This is a genomic window from Affinundibacterium baiyunense (genome assembly GCF_018139645.1).
GTDB classification, from domain to species: Bacteria; Pseudomonadota; Gammaproteobacteria; order Burkholderiales; family Burkholderiaceae_D; genus Undibacterium; species Undibacterium baiyunense.
Map to the genome: position 1 here is coordinate 75,007 of NZ_JAGSPM010000005.1, position 17,095 is coordinate 92,101.

General features: G+C 46.0%; 18 protein-coding genes. 9 read left to right on the forward strand and 9 right to left on the reverse strand.

The features are described from left to right. Nucleotides 1-7 precede the first annotated feature (7 nt). The 4 genes from KDM92_RS09615 to KDM92_RS09630 form a co-directional block, all read right to left on the reverse strand. On the reverse strand, nt 8-610 hold the full coding sequence (locus KDM92_RS09615; protein WP_212684141.1) for a ZrgA family zinc uptake protein: 603 nt from the start codon (nt 608-610) through the stop codon (nt 8-10). 65 nt (nt 611-675) lie between these two features. Beyond that, nucleotides 676-1,074: a phosphoribosyl-AMP cyclohydrolase gene (locus tag KDM92_RS09620; RefSeq protein ID WP_212684142.1), complete on the reverse strand. Its 399-nt coding sequence runs from the start codon at nt 1,072-1,074 to the stop codon at nt 676-678. Continuing rightward, a complete protein-coding gene (gene zigA, locus KDM92_RS09625; RefSeq protein WP_212684143.1) occupies nt 1,067-2,311 on the reverse strand; it encodes a zinc metallochaperone GTPase ZigA in 1,245 nt (414 codons plus the stop codon). Before zigA ends, KDM92_RS09620 begins: the two co-directional genes overlap by 8 nt. Nucleotides 2,312-2,347: 36 nt before the next feature. Beyond that, nucleotides 2,348-2,773, reverse strand: coding sequence for a MerC domain-containing protein (locus tag KDM92_RS09630; protein ID WP_212684144.1), 426 nt, complete (start codon nt 2,771-2,773; stop codon nt 2,348-2,350). A gap of 457 nt (nt 2,774-3,230) precedes the next feature. Here KDM92_RS09630 and KDM92_RS09635 point away from each other — a divergent pair, with 457 nt between their 5' ends. The 9 genes from KDM92_RS09635 to KDM92_RS09675 all read left to right on the forward strand — a co-directional run bounded on the left by KDM92_RS09635 (nt 3,231) and on the right by KDM92_RS09675 (nt 12,719). Further along, nucleotides 3,231-4,538, forward strand: a complete 1,308-nt coding sequence (locus KDM92_RS09635; protein WP_212684145.1) for a hypothetical protein — start codon at nt 3,231-3,233, stop codon at nt 4,536-4,538. Continuing rightward, nucleotides 4,535-5,665: a hypothetical protein gene (locus KDM92_RS09640; RefSeq protein WP_212684146.1), complete on the forward strand. Its 1,131-nt coding sequence runs from the start codon at nt 4,535-4,537 to the stop codon at nt 5,663-5,665. Before KDM92_RS09635 ends, KDM92_RS09640 begins: the two co-directional genes overlap by 4 nt. After that, nucleotides 5,649-6,581 carry a metal ABC transporter solute-binding protein, Zn/Mn family gene (locus KDM92_RS09645; RefSeq protein ID WP_329603147.1) on the forward strand — a complete coding sequence of 311 codons (933 nt, stop codon included), beginning with the start codon at nt 5,649-5,651 and terminating at the stop codon, nt 6,579-6,581. Before KDM92_RS09640 ends, KDM92_RS09645 begins: the two co-directional genes overlap by 17 nt. After that, a complete protein-coding gene (locus KDM92_RS09650) occupies nt 6,578-7,312 on the forward strand; it encodes an ABC transporter permease family protein (RefSeq protein WP_212684148.1) in 735 nt (244 codons plus the stop codon). Before KDM92_RS09645 ends, KDM92_RS09650 begins: the two co-directional genes overlap by 4 nt. Before the next feature lie 898 nt (nt 7,313-8,210). Further along, nucleotides 8,211-8,663: a DUF2946 domain-containing protein gene (locus KDM92_RS09655; RefSeq protein ID WP_212684149.1), complete on the forward strand. Its 453-nt coding sequence runs from the start codon at nt 8,211-8,213 to the stop codon at nt 8,661-8,663. A gap of 138 nt (nt 8,664-8,801) precedes the next feature. Then, on the forward strand, nt 8,802-9,404 hold the full coding sequence (locus KDM92_RS09660; RefSeq protein WP_212684150.1) for a Crp/Fnr family transcriptional regulator: 603 nt from the start codon (nt 8,802-8,804) through the stop codon (nt 9,402-9,404). Nucleotides 9,405-9,513: 109 nt separating this feature from the next. Then, on the forward strand, nt 9,514-10,491 hold the full coding sequence (locus KDM92_RS09665) for a hypothetical protein (protein WP_212684151.1): 978 nt from the start codon (nt 9,514-9,516) through the stop codon (nt 10,489-10,491). Nucleotides 10,492-10,553: 62 nt separating this feature from the next. Further along, nucleotides 10,554-11,507, forward strand: coding sequence for an MbnP family copper-binding protein (locus KDM92_RS09670; RefSeq protein WP_212684152.1), 954 nt, complete (start codon nt 10,554-10,556; stop codon nt 11,505-11,507). Between the two features lie 33 nt (nt 11,508-11,540). Continuing rightward, complete coding sequence (locus KDM92_RS09675) at nt 11,541-12,719, forward strand: methanobactin export MATE transporter MbnM (protein WP_212684153.1); 1,179 nt, start codon at nt 11,541-11,543, stop codon at nt 12,717-12,719. A gap of 194 nt (nt 12,720-12,913) precedes the next feature. On the opposite strand, the gene KDM92_RS09680 is transcribed toward KDM92_RS09675, so the two are convergent. The 5 genes from KDM92_RS09680 to KDM92_RS09700 all read right to left on the reverse strand — a co-directional run bounded on the left by KDM92_RS09680 (nt 12,914) and on the right by KDM92_RS09700 (nt 17,070). Continuing rightward, complete coding sequence (locus KDM92_RS09680) at nt 12,914-13,501, reverse strand: DUF502 domain-containing protein (protein WP_212684154.1); 588 nt, start codon at nt 13,499-13,501, stop codon at nt 12,914-12,916. 96 nt (nt 13,502-13,597) lie between these two features. Continuing rightward, complete coding sequence (locus KDM92_RS09685) at nt 13,598-13,969, reverse strand: hypothetical protein (RefSeq protein WP_212684155.1); 372 nt, start codon at nt 13,967-13,969, stop codon at nt 13,598-13,600. 94 nt (nt 13,970-14,063) lie between these two features. After that, nucleotides 14,064-14,510 (reverse strand): hypothetical protein, encoded by a 447-nt coding sequence (locus KDM92_RS09690; RefSeq protein ID WP_212684156.1) that lies wholly within the window; start codon nt 14,508-14,510, stop codon nt 14,064-14,066. Nucleotides 14,511-14,706: 196 nt separating this feature from the next. After that, entirely contained in the window at nt 14,707-16,392 is a 1,686-nt protein-coding gene (locus KDM92_RS09695) for an SH3 domain-containing protein (protein ID WP_212684157.1), read from the reverse strand. 27 nt (nt 16,393-16,419) lie between these two features. Next, nucleotides 16,420-17,070, reverse strand: a complete 651-nt coding sequence (locus KDM92_RS09700; protein WP_212684158.1) for a YdbT family protein — start codon at nt 17,068-17,070, stop codon at nt 16,420-16,422. Nucleotides 17,071-17,095 lie beyond the last annotated feature (25 nt).

The window sequence follows — 17,095 nt, forward strand, 5'->3', positions numbered from 1 at the left end:
CCAAAACTTACCAAACAAAACTTGCGTCATCGTGGTGTAGTGTTTTGGCGTGTTGAACACTTGTTTGTGCAGTTGCTTGTGCCGTTGTTTGTGCTATTGCTGCAACTACTTCCAACTTTAATCGCTTGATGCCTTTGTATTGGTTCAGCACCAACGCCGTTATGCTGCGAAGCTGTTGTGGATTTTTGCAATGCAAATCTAATTCAAAGCGCAAGTCGCCATGTTTTTTTTGCTCGTCACTCTTCTGTTTGCCAGTGAGTGCAGGCGCATCAATTTCTAATTGCTTGATTTGGCATTCCGCAGTGTCGCTTAATTTAAACCACGCTAATGGATTGTTTAGCTGATGTAAAAGTTGTTTAACTTTTTCTTGCTCTGCATCGTCTTTCGGTGCGCGTTCAAAGCCGAGGAAATTGTCGAGCGGACTAGAAAAACTCATGCTCAATTGCGTTTGATCGATCGCCAGCTGCAATTGCGCTTGCCCATGGACATGCGCATGTAATGGCGTTTTTTGCTGTGCAATGACCGGTACTGGTGCAAGACAATGGGATGCAAAGAATAAGCCAATTGCTGCACCTCTATATTTGCGAAAGATAAAATTAAAATCAATCATTGTGTCTCTTGTTTCTTAAATCAGTATTACGATCTAACTATGTGTTTAAGCGATTGCTTGTAGCCCTAATCCTGCCAATCAAATTCACGATGAAAGCTGGAATTGACGATGGTGGCGTTGCCGTTGTTATGCGATGTACTGTGTGAAATTTCGTGCGATGTATCGACGATGAGCAATAAACAGTTTTGATCTTCGTTCAAGAGAATTTCTTTGACAAGATATCGACCTACTGGTCTTGGATAGCGACGCCAAATACCGCGACGATGGTTAATAAAATAGTGAGCCAATCCAGTTTGAATCGTGCGTTCATATGCACGTCTATCCATCCACTCAAATTGCAGGACCCGTTTGCTATGTAGTTCTTGTGTGACGCATGGAATCAATCCTTTCTCATCAAAAATTGGTGAAAGTGATTGACCCAATATACTTGTAGCGTTCACGCTAGAATCGGCAAGGTCAAGCATGTTCACCCTCGACTTCTGAATCGATTTCTGCGTCACCCTCATCATCGATCCACGCTGGAAATGGATCCGCAAAATTTTTCCACATAGCTTCACCCATTTGCATTTCTGCATCGGTGAGTAAGCATTGGTCTAATTCTGAGGACAGCGCTTCTTGATCTATTTGGATACCGATAAAGACCAATTCTTGGCGTCGATCACCATATGGCGCAATCGATTTATTAAGAATGCGATCAAGATATTCTTGATCTTGTGGCCATTCAGCACGCTCAACTGCGGACCACCATAAGCCTGCCGCATGATGACGACAAATGCTGCCAGCTTGCGACCATTCTCCTGCTAATTCCATCCGTGTCGCTAGCCAAAAATAACCTTTAGAACGAATAACCCCGGGCATGCCTTGGTGAATTTTTTGCCAAAATCGTTGTGGATGAAATGGACGGCGTGCACGATAGGCAAAACTGCGAATACCGTATTCTTCTGTCTCTGGAATATGCTCGCCACGCATTTCTTTTAGCCAACCAGGAGCGGCGGATGCTTGTTCAAAATTAAATCGTTTGGTGTTTAAGACGCGATCTAAATCAACTCTTGAGAAACTTGCGGGAACGATATCTGCACGTGGATTCAAACTATGCAGAATGGCATGCAGTTCTTCGAATTCGGTTTGGCTAACGAGGTCGGCTTTATTGAGCACGATCACATCACAAAATTCGATTTGTTCAATTAACAGATCAACGACATTGCGTTCATCTTCGTTACCCATGGATTCACCACGTTCCTGTAGCGAATCAGTCGATTTGTAATCGCGTAAAAAGTTAAACGCATCGACAACCGTCACCATTGTGTCGAGACGGGCGATGTCGGAAAGACTACGTCCTTCTTCATCGCGGAAAGTAAAAGTCTCTGCCACCGGCATCGGTTCTGAGATACCAGTCGATTCGATCAAAAGGTAATCAAAGCGACCTTCTTGTGCTAAGCGATGAATCTCGATTAAAAGGTCTTCTCGCAAAGTACAGCAGATGCAACCATTGCTCATTTCAACCAGCTTTTCTTCTGCACGCGATAACTGTGCGCCACCTTCGCGTACCAAGTCTGCATCGATATTCACTTCAGACATATCGTTGACAATCACAGCAACGCGGCGGCCTTCACGGTTGTTCAAAATATGATTGAGCAAAGTTGTTTTACCAGCCCCTAGGAAGCCGGATAAAACCGTGACAGGAAGTAGGGTAGATGTCATGTGTAGCCTCAATTTTGAGAGAAAACGAAGTCGGTATTACGTGTTGTTGTTTCTTGAAACTCGTTCGCCGAGCGATGAGTGAGACATTGCGCAGGCTTTGCAATAGCCACGATTTTTGACGTGTGCAATGATTAAATTGACGCCTCCAATACTCGCCAGAATCAGTTCGGCTAATTCGCCATAGCGCGGACCGACCCAAAAGACCGATACCGCAAAACAAATAAAACCAGTCAATCCAAACAACAGAACCACCGCTTGTCGATGTTGAGCAAAACCAGGTAGTAAGGAAAAAACGATAGGCAAGGCGACCACCGCGATCATCCAAATGTGGAAGTCATCGTGATGAGGAATTTGCGTGAGGAAGGGAATCAGCAAAGCGATCGGAGTTAAGGCGCAGTGCAGTAGGCAGAGTGCGGATGCTATTACACCGAGATAGTCGCCGATTTTAATTAAGAGCTTCAACGTTAATTCCTTGGATTTATGTTTGCGGAGGGCAGTGTTTATTTATCAAAAATAAACTTCATAGCGAGTGCTGCTCGCCTTGATCCGATAAAAATTACTGCAACACAGTTGCAATTGGTGAATTTTAGTGGAGTGGAAAATTAAATGCAACTGTGTTGCATGAAAATTTTTTTTGCTCTATTATGCAACCCTGTTGCAAATTGGTGCTGTAATTTAGTCTAGCAATAAAGATGTGTATATCTGAAATAGACTGCATTGCCGCAATTCTGTTGAATTGATTATCTTTGCTAAAAATCTCTTAAATATAACTATTTGTTGCTTATCGTCGGCTTATTTTCAAATTTAGCAGAGTTTTAGCTGTCGTTGAAACCTGCTTCGAACACCATGATCAACACCAAGTGTTCACCCCGCATTCGTTTTATCTAATATTGAAATAAAAGATTAAGGAGAGTTGTTAATGAAACAAAAAATTAAGTTCCAGCCAGTAAAAACCTTACTTGCGCTCAGCTTGGCAAGTTTGCTGTCGGCTTGTGGTGGAGGTGATAGTGCTGCGCCAGAGAAGAAGGACGATGCTGCAGTTACGATTGATACAGCAGGGCGCCTTGCGATTGCAGAGAAAGACAGTAAAAATCTGATTTTGCGCGATTTGGATAATCACGTTACCGAGGCTACACATCAATTGGATAATGCCGGCGCTAGTTTGTACCCTAGCCCGAATGGTCGCTATGTCGTTGCAACTCAACGCGCGCAAGATTTGGTGCAGTTTGTTGATGGTGGTGTTTGGCAGGAAGATCATGTAAATCACTTACATGATTACAAGCTGGGATCAAAGCTCATGAGTTGGAAATTAGCTGGTTCTCGTCCAACCCATTATGACGTTCAAGTTGGCAAACAAGCTGCGATATTTTTTGATGGTGATAGCACCGTTACCCCAATTAAGAATTCCAGCGTTCGATTAATTACCGATGCGTCGATTGCTAGCGGCGCGGTTGCAGCAGGTTTCGATTTGAACTTTTCTATTCACGGTTTTGCAGAGCCTATCGACAATAAAATTCTCAGCGTTAGTCGCGCTGCCGATGCGAGCGATACCTTACCGACGCATGTGCAGCTATATCAACGCAATGGCAATACTTATACTTCAGATCGGCAACTGGCTACACGTTGCAATGGCATGCATGGTAGTTTTACAGCGGGTAAATTCACTGCTGTGGGTTGTATGGATGGCGTCATGTTAATTGAACATACTGGACCAAATACGGTCGCCGACAAGAAAATTCCGACACCAATTCGTATTGGAACCTTGATGGGACATGTCAAAGCGCCGGAGCAATTCATCGCCATCGGATCTGAAGGTGCGGCGCCAGCGCCAGTGACAACGCGTTTCTACAGCATTGCTGGAACTAACGCGAGTGCGACGGCAATCACGATTGCCGGTTGGGAAAACGGTACGGTACAGCGCGCTTCTGGCTTTGACCGCAGCGGCAACCGTTTCTACATTTTGGATAGCAAAGGGAATCTCAGCATTCTCCAGCGTCAAGGTACGACTTGGAGCAATGTATCGCGCATTGTCGGATTAATTCCTAGCATGCCGGCTGCTGCGCCTTGGCCTGCGATTAGTGCAAACGGTGCAAAAGATGAAATTTATTTCACCGATCCTGTTGCGCGCCAACTTATCCATTTCAACACTGCATCAGCCAGCGTATCGGCTCGCCGCGATTTGAGCTTTGTTCCCGCTACGGCATTATGGGTGGGGATTAGTCGATGAAAAAAGTATTGATATGCACTGGCTTTTTGCTGAGTGCGCCGGCGATGGCACAGATGAAGGATTGGAAGCTAGGCGCTGTCCTTGATGTGACACATACCTCCAAGGAATTGGGTTTGGGACAGCGTCAGTCAGGCTTGGCTTTAGGGCATAGTGACGTGATGGCGCAAGGGCCATTAGGTGATTACTTCAGCGCGCAATTTGGTGTTGCCACGCATAGTCATGAGAAAAAAATTGAAACTGAATTAGAGGAAGCATGGTTGCAAACGCGTGTCTTGCCTTTCGGCTTGCAAGCGCGTGTCGGCCGTTTCGGCTCACAAATTGGCTATCAAAACGAGCAGCATCCGCATGCCGATGATTTCTCGGAGCGCCCCTTGTTGTATCGTGCATTTCTAGGCGGTCATTGGTTCGATGATGGCGTGCGCCTGAATTGGACGGCACCGACAGCACTGTATTTGAGTTTTGGTGCAGAGGTGTTTCGTGGCAAACAATTGGTGCAAGAAGCGATACCAAGCCCGCAGTTTGGGATTGGCACTTTGACAGCCAAACTGGGAGGTGACGTCGGTCTATCGCATAGCTGGCAAGTTGGTTTGTCGCGTGTTCATAACAAACGTGAGGCGCTGCTTGAGGACGAGCACAACCATCATGATCACGAAGGCGAAGAGCATGGTGAAGAAGAACATAATCACGCCCACGGTGCGCTGTTCCAGGGCAAAAAAATGTGGATGGCGGACTTGACTTGGAAGTGGTCGCCAGATGGAAACAATCAACGTGAGCAGATTAAATTCAATGCCGAATTTGCGCGTGTCTCACAATTGAATCGGTTCGCGACGCCATCTGATAAACACTATGCAAGCTCGATTAGCTTGGTGTGGCGTTTTGATCCATCGTGGGAAATCGGTGGTCGTATGGATAGGTTGAAAGTCAGCACCCCACACGGTGATCACTTTCATGCTGGTCGACTAAAAGAAGACAGCGTGAGTTTGGCGTGGAAACAAAGCCATCGCCAAGTTGTGCGTTTGCAAGTAGCGCAGCAGCGTGACGCCTATGGAATGGATCACTTCACAAAACGGTCAGTACAACTACAAACCATATTTAGTTTTGGAGCGCACGGTGCACATACTTTTTAAACTCAAAACTGTATTGCCAATAGCTGTTATTAGTAGTGCCTTTATCGCTAACGCAGGGGCGCAGACGACAACGGTTTTCGCCTGCGAACCCGAATGGGCAGCATTGACGCGCGTGCTGCTACCCAATGCGAGTATTCATGTGGCGACGCATTCCAAACAGGACCCGCATCATATTGAAGCTAGACCAGCGTTGATCGCGCAATTGCGAAGTGCGGATGTCGCGGTTTGCACAGGGGGCGAATTAGAATCTGCTTGGCTGCCGATGTTGCAGCAGCGCGCAGGTAATTCAAAGGTGCAGAATGGTGCGCAAGGCATGTTTTTCGCGTCAGAACAGGTCGAGATGATTGATCCTCGCCCCGGTGTGCTTGGAACACCATTTTCAGGCGATGTGCATGCCGAGGGAAATCCACATTTTCATACCGACCCGCATCGCTTTTTGAAAGTGGCGCAGGCCTTGTCCAAACGCTTTGCTACTCTGTTTCCACAAGAAGCGTCGGCGATCAATCAGCGTACACAAGCATTCAGCCAAATGTGGTCGCAGCAAGTCCAGCAATGGGAGAAGCGTGCTGCAACGCTCAAGGGAATGCGGGTAGCGTCTCAACACACAAGCTTTGCGTACTTGTGGCGTTGGCTGGGTATCGAGCAAATCAGTGATTTGGAACCGAAACCAGGGATGGCACCAACACCAGCACATTTACAGCGGCAATTGAGTTTGCTACAAGCTACGCCGGTCGAAGCAGTGGTGGTGGCAGCTTACCAAGATCCGCGTGCAGCAAAGTGGTTGACTAGTCAAACCGGTATTCAAGCACCATTACTGATTTTGCCAGCGACCACAGAAAATCCCTTAGCAAGTGATGCGTTAGTAACATGGTTCGATCAACTGGTGAATAGTTTGCTGAAGGTGAAAGTCAAATGATGGAGTGGTGGTTTTTAGTGCCTATCCTAGCGCTAGCGTTTGGGGTCATGGCATTAGCACCGCTGGGCGTGCAAGTCTTGTCGCGTGGTGTAGTTTTCATTGATCTGGCGCTGGCGCAAGCTGCCGCCGCAGCGGCACTTTGGGTGTCTGTCTTGTTGCATGATTCGAATGCTGTCACCACCCAAGTTTTCGCAGCGATGGGCGCGCTACTGTGTGCAGGTTTGGTGGCGGGAATGGCAAAACGCTGGCCAGCTCAGCGTGAAGCCTTGATTGGATTAGTGTATGTCGCGGGCGCCAGTTTGTCTTTATTGGGGGCGCGTATCGATGCGCATGGTCGGGAAAGAATGGCGGAATTGTTGGCTGCCGACATGCTGTGGGCAAGCTGGCCACAAGTCGCTTCATTAGCGGCTTGTGCAGTCGTTCTTGGTCTGGTTTTGTTGTTGGCGCAGTCATCGTTAAAGAAGGATCTGATTTTTTATCCACTCTTTGCTGTGATCGCCAGTATGGCAGTTCCGATACTTGGCTTATTTGTGGTGTTCGCCAGCTTGATTAGTCCAGCCTTGTGGGTGCATCGCGGATTGTCGTTGAGATCAGCGATTGCTTTAACGATTGCGGCAGCAGCGGTAGGACTTAGTGCATCTTGGTATTTTGACGCACCGAGCGGTGCTTGTGTGGCTTTGGCTTTAGCGACGTTTGGTGCATTGAGCGCACTACGTCAACAGCGAAGCTAATCCAGTTTTTGAAGAATTTCGCTCACGCATTATGCGCAAGTCATCCATGCTGAGAAGTCAGTATGGATGACCTTGTCGTTGTCGAAGGCGCCATTACCCATCAACGCATGAGAGCATTTGGGTGAGGAACTCACATGTATCTCAGATGCGTTTTGAAAAGCGACAATCGATGAAGTAAGTTGGATGCGAGTGAAATCTTAGGAATTTTCGTTCTTAATAATTGATGTACTAAACTTTGCTAAGTGCAGTCAGTTTTTCTGGATTTTTTTCGTTGTTGATTTATGCGGTCTTATCATGTGTGGCCTGATTTGGATCTCGACTGGCTGAAATACTTCATCAAGTCATTGTGCGCAAAAGCTGATACCGCAAAGGAAACTGAGCTCGGGCCTGTTAACATTTAAATCGGAAGATGCGTTCGAGCCAAATGGTGGGATCGCAAGGCGTAGTTCGCCGCCGAGGCTGGTGCGTCGGCAAGAGCTACAACGCTGTCCGTCATGCGTTCTGGCTTGAACCCTTCGGGAATGGGCGAATTGGATAAACTCGCGGGCACATGGCGTTGTTGCAAGCCGCTTACAGTGCGGCAGTCCAAAATTCGCTGCGGCGGGCCTTGACGGTGTAGTCAAGGTTTCGAGCAGCACGCTGCTCACTGACGCAACGAAGCATCTTTGCAAAGATGCTTTCCTTTAGCGATAGCCTAGCCCTGTGCCCGTTTTTCCCCATTCGCACTCCCAATTGAAATGTTAACAGGCACAGTCATTTTCAGGAATTCTGAATTTAAATATCAGTTTGCCTATTTAAAAACTGATTTTAATCAATTAGCCAGTGGCGACATCGGTTAAAATTCCCAAACAGATAGAATTTCTGTCTTTGTGTTGATTCATAAATCTCTTTTGTTTCCATGCTACGAACCCAACTAAATCAGCGTCTGTATAGCTGGATCGCCATCTTTGCGATTCTGCTTAACACGCTTATGCCTTTGGTTTCTCAAGCAGTGGAATTGAAGACGGGTAAGCGACTTAATTTTACTTCTCAGTCGCAAGTGTTGGAGTCGGGGATTTGGCAAGAATTGTGTTCGGCTAATGGCTCGATATGGATCAAACTAGCCGCTGATGGCAGCATTCTTGCCCAAAGTAAGGAAAAACCAGCGGACGCTCCTATCTCGATGCATCTAGAGCACTGCTCTTACTGTGTGACGCACGCAGGTAGCTTTGGACTCGCTGTTACGCAATTTGTCTATTCCTTTGTTCTGGCGGAACACGCGCAATTGTATAGTCCGCTTTCGACCTTTTTTCATACCCAAACAGCTTGGATGGCGCCCGCTGTCCGCGCGCCACCACGCCTCATTTCTTAGTCCCATTTGTGTTACTTGAACAGGTTTGATCCTATTTGATCAGGCCTCGCTGCGCTATGGCGAGCTGAATTCAATCTGTTCTGGTTTTGTTAAAACGCATTGCTTGTTTTTACGTTGGAAGCAGGCGAAGGATAAGAAATGAAACATCATTTAACCCACCGTCGTACGCGTCATCTTGAGGCGCGTGAAGAGTTGAGCTCGCGCGATATGCAGTTACTTTGGCGCATTGAATCCGGTTCGATGCGTATTGATAGTATCGGCGAAGATGGTAGTTTGAACTTTGTTCGCTTGGCAATTGCGGGCGACATTTTGGGAATGGAACACGTCGCAGGTTTGAATGAGTCTTTGCTGATTCGTGCGCTAGTTCCGGTGCGCTTGGCGCCCCTCAATGTCGTTGAGACACCTCAGCTTATGCCACTCATGCTTGAATCTTTAAATAAGGTACATCAACGTTGTCGCGAAGTGGTGAGCATGCGAACAGGTGCTATCGAAGATCGGATCAAACGATTGTTACGTATTTTGTCGGTTGTTGAGACTAACTCTAATGTGTCGGCAACTTGCAATCTTCCCAGTCTAGGCAACATAGCTGAAATCGTTCACTCAACACCTGAAACGGTTTGCCGTGTCCTAGCTAGTTTGCGCAAACAGCAAGTGATAGAAAAAACGACGCCCAGCAATATTCGTAGTAAGGGCTTGGATTTTCACCAGCACAAAATTGCGACACATGCGCTAGCCGCTTGATTTAGCCGCGTTCTCTTGTTCACCTTTCACTCTTAATTAGAGTGGAAGGTGAACTCGCCCTGCATTCGACGTGAAGAGAAAAATAGCTTCTTTAACTCCGATAAAAAACATGAAATTCAATAATCAATTAGTGCCGTTGAAGGCAATCGCTTTAGTTTGGTCGATGGTTCATTTGCTCAGTTATTCTGAGTTCGCGCAGGCATCCTGCGGTAGTAGCTTTTGTTTGGTGAATACCGATTGGGCGGTGCAAGGTGCTTGGATGGATCGTGGCTATCGCTATGACCTACGTTATGAAACGGTGCGCCAAGATCAGTTAATGCGTGGGCCGAAAAAAATCGATTTGACTGGGTTCGAAGCGCGTAATGCGGAACAGGAAACGGATAGTCGCCGTTGGTTGTTTAATCTGGATCATGGCATTAACGAAAACTGGGGCGTATCTGCTGCCATTCCTTTCATTGATCGACGCCATCAACACGCAGAGGCAGGGCTGCCGGTTAGCTGGAATTTTCGTCAAATTGGTGACGCACGTATCACAGCGCGTTATCAAACAGGCTTGCAAGATACTAAGGATGGTGGCGCTTCGGTGGTCGGGGCGCACGTGGGAATCAAACTCGCCACCGGTAAGTTTGATATTGCCAATCTAACTGGAACGAAGGCTGAACGAAGTTTGCAGCCAGGTACAGGAACGAACGATCTATTGGCAAGTGTTTATTACCGCAGGGTGCTAGCCGATATCGCGACGACTTGGTTTGTGCAGGCAAATTTGGAAGCGCCACTGCATGAACGTGATGGCTTCAAACCAGGACGCAAAGTCGGAGTTGATCTTGGTATTCGCACGCTATGGACGAGTTCTTTGTCGCCCATGTTGCAGTTAAATTTTCAACATCGCGCATCCGATTCTGGCATCTATGCAGAACCCGCCGATTCAGGTGGACGCAGCATATCTATTAGCCCAGGGCTTAGCTACAAAATTACACCACAGACCCATGCTTACGGATTTGTGCAAGTCCCCGTTTATCAACATGTGACAGGTCAGCAATTAAGTCCTAAATGGGCGGCGACCGTCGGCATTCAATCGCATTTTTGATTTTGTATCCGCATTCTCAATTTTCCACTTTTTTTACTTTTTTACTTTTTTTAGGATAGACAATGAAAGCTACTTCTACATTTAACTTAACAACGTTAATGACAATCGCAGCAAGCATCAGCTTGGCTGCTTGTGGAGGCTCTAGTAGCCCGGCGGCACCAACAGCACCAACTTATCCAGCGACAATGCAAGTTAGCATCAATTTTGATTTGTTGGCGAATGGTAGCGCGGTGAAATGCGGCACAGCGATCACCAGTCTTGGCAGTAAAGCGACCACTGCAGAGTTAAAAGATGCGCGCTTTTATGTTTCGAACGTCAATCTGATTGATGCGAATGACAAAGCAGTACCAGTGACATTAACAGCCAATGATTGGCAAAACGATAAAGTGAGTCTAATTAGTTTCGTTGATGGTAGCAGTGTGGCATGTGGTGGCGTTACTTTGCCAACGAATGCTGTCATCACAGGTACAGTGCCTGGTGCGGCCTATAAAGGTATTTCTTACGAAATTGGTGTGCCAACCGAGTTAAATCACACAGACTATGCCGCTGCCGCAAAACCTTTGAACGTGCAGGCAATGGCGTGGAGTTGGACATCAGGCCGCAAGTTCATGAAGTTAGAAGTTAATCCTGTCGGTGGCGTGGACGTAGTTCGAACCAATACAACGACAACTCCTCCAACGACAACCACCAACAAGGCCAATACATGGAATGTGCATTTGGGTTCGGGTGGTTGTACAACCAATGCCACCACAGGTACATACAGCTGCACTAATTCCAATCGCATGTTAGTCAAGTTGGCGAGTTTTGATTACAACACACAAAAAATCTCTCTAGATTTAAATGCCTTATTTGCTGGTAGTGATTTGACTACTGATTTAGCTGGTGCAACAGGCTGCATGTCTGGTGCGACTGATACTGATTGCAAAGCGATATTCGAGAACTTGAAAATTAATCTAGCGACAGGCGCGACGACTTCAGCGGGTGTGCAATCGATCTTCCTCGCTCGTAGTAAGTAATGACTTCTATCAAAAAAGTAAGTATATAAATCAGTGAACAATCAACTTAGCCGAAGATTTATCGCTGCTCTGAGTAGTATCGCAGTTACCGGTTTTCTGGTAACTGCATGCGGAGCGGGCGGTAGTGGTGGAGGTGGCCCCTCCGCAACGCATTCGCATGCAACTCCTACAACGCCAGCATTGAACGGATTTCCAGCGCCTGTGATACCTGCATCCAATCCTTTGAGCGATGAGAAAATTGCCTTAGGGCGCCAATTATTTTATGACCAACGTCTATCCGGAAACGGAACACAATCCTGCGCGTCTTGTCACCACCAAGACAAAGCATTTACAGATGGCAAACCGCTTGCAATAGGCTCTACGGGCGAAATTCATCCGCGCAATTCACAAGGTTTGGCGAATGTGGTCTACAACGCGACCTTGACTTGGGCTAATCCTGCTCTTACAGAGCTAGAGCGGCAAATGGAAGTACCGATGTTTGGTGACAATCCTGTCGAAATGGGGATTAAGGACAGTAACAAAGCAGAGGTACTAAACCGATTCAAAACAGATTTTGCTGTGGTTAACCTATTCAAAGCGGCGTTTCCCAAAGATAGTGATCCAATCAGTTTCACCAATATCATCGCTGCAATCGCTAGTTTTCAACGTACCTTAATTTCGAACGAGTCGAAATATGACCAGTTTTTGCGCAAGCAGGTGACGTTTAGCGAATCTGAAATTCGCGGTATGAATTTGTTTATGGGCGAAACCGCAGAATGTTTCCATTGCCATGGAAGTTTCAATTTTAACGATCAACCTAAGTTCGTTGGACTAAGTCCCGTCGAAACGCCATTCCACAATACCGGTCTATACAACATTGATGGCAAAGGTGGATTTCCTTTCCCGAATCGCGGCCTCTTTGAATTCACTTCAAAGCCACAAGACATGGGCGCGTTCCGCGCACCAAGTTTACGTAATGTCGCAGTCACTGGACCGTATATGCACGACGGTTCTATCGCCAGTTTGAAAGAAGTATTGGACTTTTATGCGGCAGGTGGACGCCATATTACTAGCGGCCAACATGCTGGCGATGGCAGGCTAAATCCCTATAAAAGTGATTTGATTACGCGGATCAATTTGAGCGAGCAAGACAAGATTGATTTAGTGAATTTTTTGGGAACCTTGACCGACGAAAACTTCTTGAAAAATCCAAAGTTTGCTAGACCGCAATAGGAATTGGGAAAAGTTCTAATCAATGATACGGTCTAGGTAGATGGATTGAAAATGAAAGTTGAATTGGGCGACTAAGGCGTGGTGGAGGAATCAGAGCTTATTGATCTTTTGATTCCTCCACACTATGTGGTTTCAAAATCGAGAAACTACTCAATCTGAAAAGCGCAGTTGGCTCGATTAGCTGTGTTTAAGTTCTAATCGATTTGCTTATTTTCTAGCTGCGACACTCCACCAGACACTATAAATTTCATCACATTAGTCGGACTAATATCGATGGCTCTTACCTGACTGCTAGGGACAATATAGAGTTCACCAGAGAAGTTGTAGGAGTGCGGAAAATACACGGCTACTTTATCTTCTAAACCCAAAATAGATAAATCTTCCTCCGTCAAGAAGCCCAATTTCTCTAGCTTTGCTTCGGGGTTGATGAGCACCAAAACCGGGCGATTAAATTTCTTTTCGTCGCCAACAAAAGCGGAAAAGAGATCGTTCAATGAGGAGTAGATTTCATTTAGAACAGGAATGTTCTGAATTGAATTTCTGATCAAACGCTTGATTGGCTGCGCGATGAAAGTTTGCCCAAAATAGCCTACGCAAATCAACAGCACGACAATAATCATTAAGCCCAAGCCAGGAATGTCATGGCCAATCAACACGACCAAGCTCTCTCTCAACAAACCATCCGTAAATTCAAATGAAAGCAAGAGAATGTAGGCAGTTAAGGCCAATGGCGAGATAAACAGTAAGCCTTGCAAGAAATAATTGACGAGTTTTTTGAGCATGGGTTGGAATATGGTTAAGGCTTGTTTAAATTGACTGCTTCTTGATAACTTTGTGTTGCTTGCTGCCAATGATGTGAAGTCGTAAAGGGTGAGTTCCTAGGAATTTTTTTCCAAATACCACGACTTGCTTTCCTTGGTACTAACGAAGAAATAGGCGGCGACAAACATCAACAATTCGAGCACATAGAAAAGCTGCGCAAAACCAAAGCCGATCTCTACGATGTCCCATCCAAGTGAAGCAAGCATAATGATTCCCACCAGAACAAGTGTGAGCTTAATATCTTTCCCACTAAACAAATCCCAGATAATCCAAGCAATGATAAGCGTCCAGATGATATTGATACCTAAAGTAAAGGGATCATGAAAGCCTATCTCTTCAAAATCAAGTCCATCAAAGTAAACTCCAAGCAGGGTAGATATACATGAAACGATGAGCGCGATTGCAGCTCTTTTGATATCGGTAGGCAAAGATGTTCTCCGTTGTGGTTGGTTTATTGCGTGATACTGAGTGCTCACTGATAACACGTCTCAGGGATGGGAGTCAGCGAAAGTTAGTGTTGCGTTATACATCACGGCGCGCATGCTCAAAGGTAAAACCAGTAAACACAATACGAAACTCGGCAGAAGAAACAAATAGCATTCTTACCTCTGTCGCTGAATCAAGCGCTTCGAACTCCCAATAGCCGAAGTCCCCAAGTTCTGCTTCAACATCTTCCTGTTGCGGTAAGCTTTGATCGAAGTCCGTGACGCCGGAAAAGCGAATTGTGTACCTTATAGCACAGTCAAACTGTTGGTTCCATCCATTCAGTATTATTGCCACAGTTTTTGCTTCAAAATCACAAACGATACTTTTGACTTCCGAATCGTGAAGTGTGTGCTCGTCATCAAAGGCAACAAGTTCGCTCGGCAGCCGAGAGTAAACAGATGTTAGGTAGGAGCTATATTGTTGAAAGAGCGCCTCTGAGTTTTCACCGCCATTAGTCCACCACTCGGTCGTAAAGTATTTCATGCGTTTTCCAATTTTCGTAAATTACACGCGGATTAAAAGAGTTATTAAAGAATAGTTATTTTATTAATGCATTTGGCAGAGTCAAGCAAACAGTTTTCATCATTGGATTTGTGCCGAACAAATCATCTCAATATGTAAAAGCTTACTAGTGACTTCCTTGAGCGCAGAGTCAGGCTAGAATACAAGCAATGGAAAATCAAGGCTCCAAAGTCGGCACGTAATCGACATAACTATCAAAAATCCATCCTTGCATATTGATGTACTCTTCTCTTGAACGCAGAGGAATGGAGTATACCTTCACCTTGATCCAACGCCCTTCGCGGGTCGCGATCGTTTCGCAAGGGCGATTACTGTCGACAACCTCAAACATAGTGCCAAACGGCAGCGTGTCGATCTTGTTACTATTAGCATCGGCTTCGCTCCGCAGTTGCACTTTGTCAGCGATCAATACTGCATACGGCTTGGTGTTGGCGTTACAACTTAATGCTTTGTTTGGAGCCTTACATTGACCGCTCTTGTAATAATCAAAGATATCGGCGAGCGCTTTGAGGTTTCTTATTTGTGTTTCATTTCCTTTTGGTGGAAAGGCGATGCCGACGCAAGTTTTACCTGGCATGCATTCGGGAATACTGACGCCAGTTTGCGGGCTGCCAATGGAGCCGCCTTCATACGCGCAGCGATTTAGGATGTCATCTTTTACTGATTTAGGCAAAGGCGCGTCAATGAGTGCGCTGCACCAAGTGTAGCTGTAGGCTCTGTGGGCGATGCTCATGATTGAACGGTCATAGACTTCCATCTTGGTTGTCTTGCGAAAATCAGCGCCCGATTCACACAGGTTTTTTACCACGCCAAGTTGTGCGTTGGCGGTGGCGTAAGCGAGTGGTGTTACGCCTGATCCATTTGGGCTATCGAGTGGGTAGCCTTCTTTTACTAAGAAGTCGAAAGTAGCTTTATCGGCGCCACTTTCTGCAGCTACGTCAATGACACTGCAATGTTGATTTTGACGACAGCGCTCTAACCAACTAGCTGTTTTGTAGGCGTTCAACATAGATAATCTTTGCGTCGCCTCTTGAATCGCGACGGCTTCGTTCATCAGATAGTTTTCGACGATGGCACGCCATTCCTTGCTGATGTTGGCTGCAATGTAGGTATTTGCTTTGCTCAGATCGGTGTCGCCTGCGCGGCTTGCTGTAACGAGATTCAAGTAGTCATCGAACCACATCGATTTTTTTGCACCTTTTTTACATAAGCCGGCTTTCATAAAACTAGTGGTGATTACTTCCGCTGCACGTGCTCGCGCATGCAGCAAGGCATAGCCTTGATCTTGGCTTGGCGAATTCAAACGCGCGCTAAGACTTTCTAAAACAGATGGCTGCACAATTTTTTTCCCCTCGTGATGATAGCTGGTATTCACGAGTGGGTTGACGTCATTGTTGCAATGTAGCTTGACCACAGCAAAGCTATTGGCGACCGTGCTGTCTTGCGGCAAATTTAGTACGGCTGCTGCTTCGAGCGATTCTGCGTCAGATTTAAATCCTTTGCTCAGCAGCCATTCCACCATTTGCGGTCTAGGATTGTTCATGCTAGCCCACTGCATCGGTTTGCAATCGCGCAGCTTGTTACAGGCTTTAATCCACCCAAGGCTATCTAGATACTGCGTTAATGCCACATTGCCGGAAGACGCAGCGAAATTAAAAGCCAAACTAAGCTGATCGCCGCTGTATTTTTCTTTAGATAAAATGCGCTTCACCGCAGCCAAATCACCATTGATAAAAAACTGCCCATCGGTTTCTTCCCATGATGAGCTATGTGCTGATAGGCTAGCCAGAGCAATCGCGATACAGGAAAGGGATAGTATGAGTGATTTGATGAAGGGTTTCATGGGACAAGCTCGTAAAAAAGATACTAACTAACTTTGTGACTTAAGTAGCTGCTCAATTTCGGTCTGCACTTTTTTGACATTATCAATCGCAAAGAAGCCAAATTTTTCTGTACTCCGATCGCCATCGTTATCTAGATAGGTTCTTGTTTGTAGAACTAAATCACCAGAGCCATTTGCATGTTGAATGCGCTCGATGTTTTTGATTTGATTCAACGGTATGGATTTGATGGTGATTGTCTTGATGCCGGATATAGTTATCGCACGTTGATCTGTCAATGCATAGACAATTGAAAGTGCATTCTTTTTCAATCTAAATGGCGAGCTAAGACCAATGATGCCAATCAGAAGAAACGGCAATCCAAAAAGTGGAAATAGACTCCAGCCTTCTTCAAAGCTAGGGATTTCAAAGCCTGATGCGCCAGCGATCCAAAATATAGAAAAAGCCGTCCAAGGTATAAAGAAGAACCACAATTTCATACCAGATTTCATATAAGAGCTTGGAATCGGTTGGCCAGCCCAGGTGATAAACTCGCCTGCGTTTAATTCAGAACGAAGTCTTTCATGTAAATGCTCAGGGATATTGAATGTGTTGATCATGCTTTTGAGCCAATATTTAAATGATAAAGGCCTAGTATAGCGGTTTGTGGATGGCGAAATAAGTTGTAAATGTGAACTCATCAAGGGCAGGTGAGATTGTAACTGT

Excerpts from the sequence above, each read along its gene's own strand:
- KDM92_RS09615 (WP_212684141.1), bottom strand. The coding sequence starts at position 610 with ATGATTGATTTTAATTTTATCTTTCGCAAATATAGAGGTGCAGCAATT.
- KDM92_RS09620 (WP_212684142.1), bottom strand. The coding sequence starts at position 1,074 with ATGCTTGACCTTGCCGATTCTAGCGTGAACGCTACAAGTATATTGGGT.
- zigA (WP_212684143.1), bottom strand. The coding sequence starts at position 2,311 with ATGACATCTACCCTACTTCCTGTCACGGTTTTATCCGGCTTCCTAGGG.
- KDM92_RS09635 (WP_212684145.1), top strand. The coding sequence starts at position 3,231 with ATGAAACAAAAAATTAAGTTCCAGCCAGTAAAAACCTTACTTGCGCTC.
- KDM92_RS09640 (WP_212684146.1), top strand. The coding sequence starts at position 4,535 with ATGAAAAAAGTATTGATATGCACTGGCTTTTTGCTGAGTGCGCCGGCG.
- KDM92_RS09650 (WP_212684148.1), top strand. The coding sequence starts at position 6,578 with ATGATGGAGTGGTGGTTTTTAGTGCCTATCCTAGCGCTAGCGTTTGGG.
- KDM92_RS09655 (WP_212684149.1), top strand. The coding sequence starts at position 8,211 with ATGCTACGAACCCAACTAAATCAGCGTCTGTATAGCTGGATCGCCATC.
- KDM92_RS09660 (WP_212684150.1), top strand. The coding sequence starts at position 8,802 with ATGAAACATCATTTAACCCACCGTCGTACGCGTCATCTTGAGGCGCGT.
- KDM92_RS09665 (WP_212684151.1), top strand. The coding sequence starts at position 9,514 with ATGAAATTCAATAATCAATTAGTGCCGTTGAAGGCAATCGCTTTAGTT.
- KDM92_RS09670 (WP_212684152.1), top strand. The coding sequence starts at position 10,554 with ATGAAAGCTACTTCTACATTTAACTTAACAACGTTAATGACAATCGCA.
- KDM92_RS09680 (WP_212684154.1), bottom strand. The coding sequence starts at position 13,501 with ATGCTCAAAAAACTCGTCAATTATTTCTTGCAAGGCTTACTGTTTATC.
- KDM92_RS09690 (WP_212684156.1), bottom strand. The coding sequence starts at position 14,510 with ATGAAATACTTTACGACCGAGTGGTGGACTAATGGCGGTGAAAACTCA.
- KDM92_RS09695 (WP_212684157.1), bottom strand. The coding sequence starts at position 16,392 with ATGAAACCCTTCATCAAATCACTCATACTATCCCTTTCCTGTATCGCG.
- KDM92_RS09700 (WP_212684158.1), bottom strand. The coding sequence starts at position 17,070 with ATGAGTTCACATTTACAACTTATTTCGCCATCCACAAACCGCTATACT.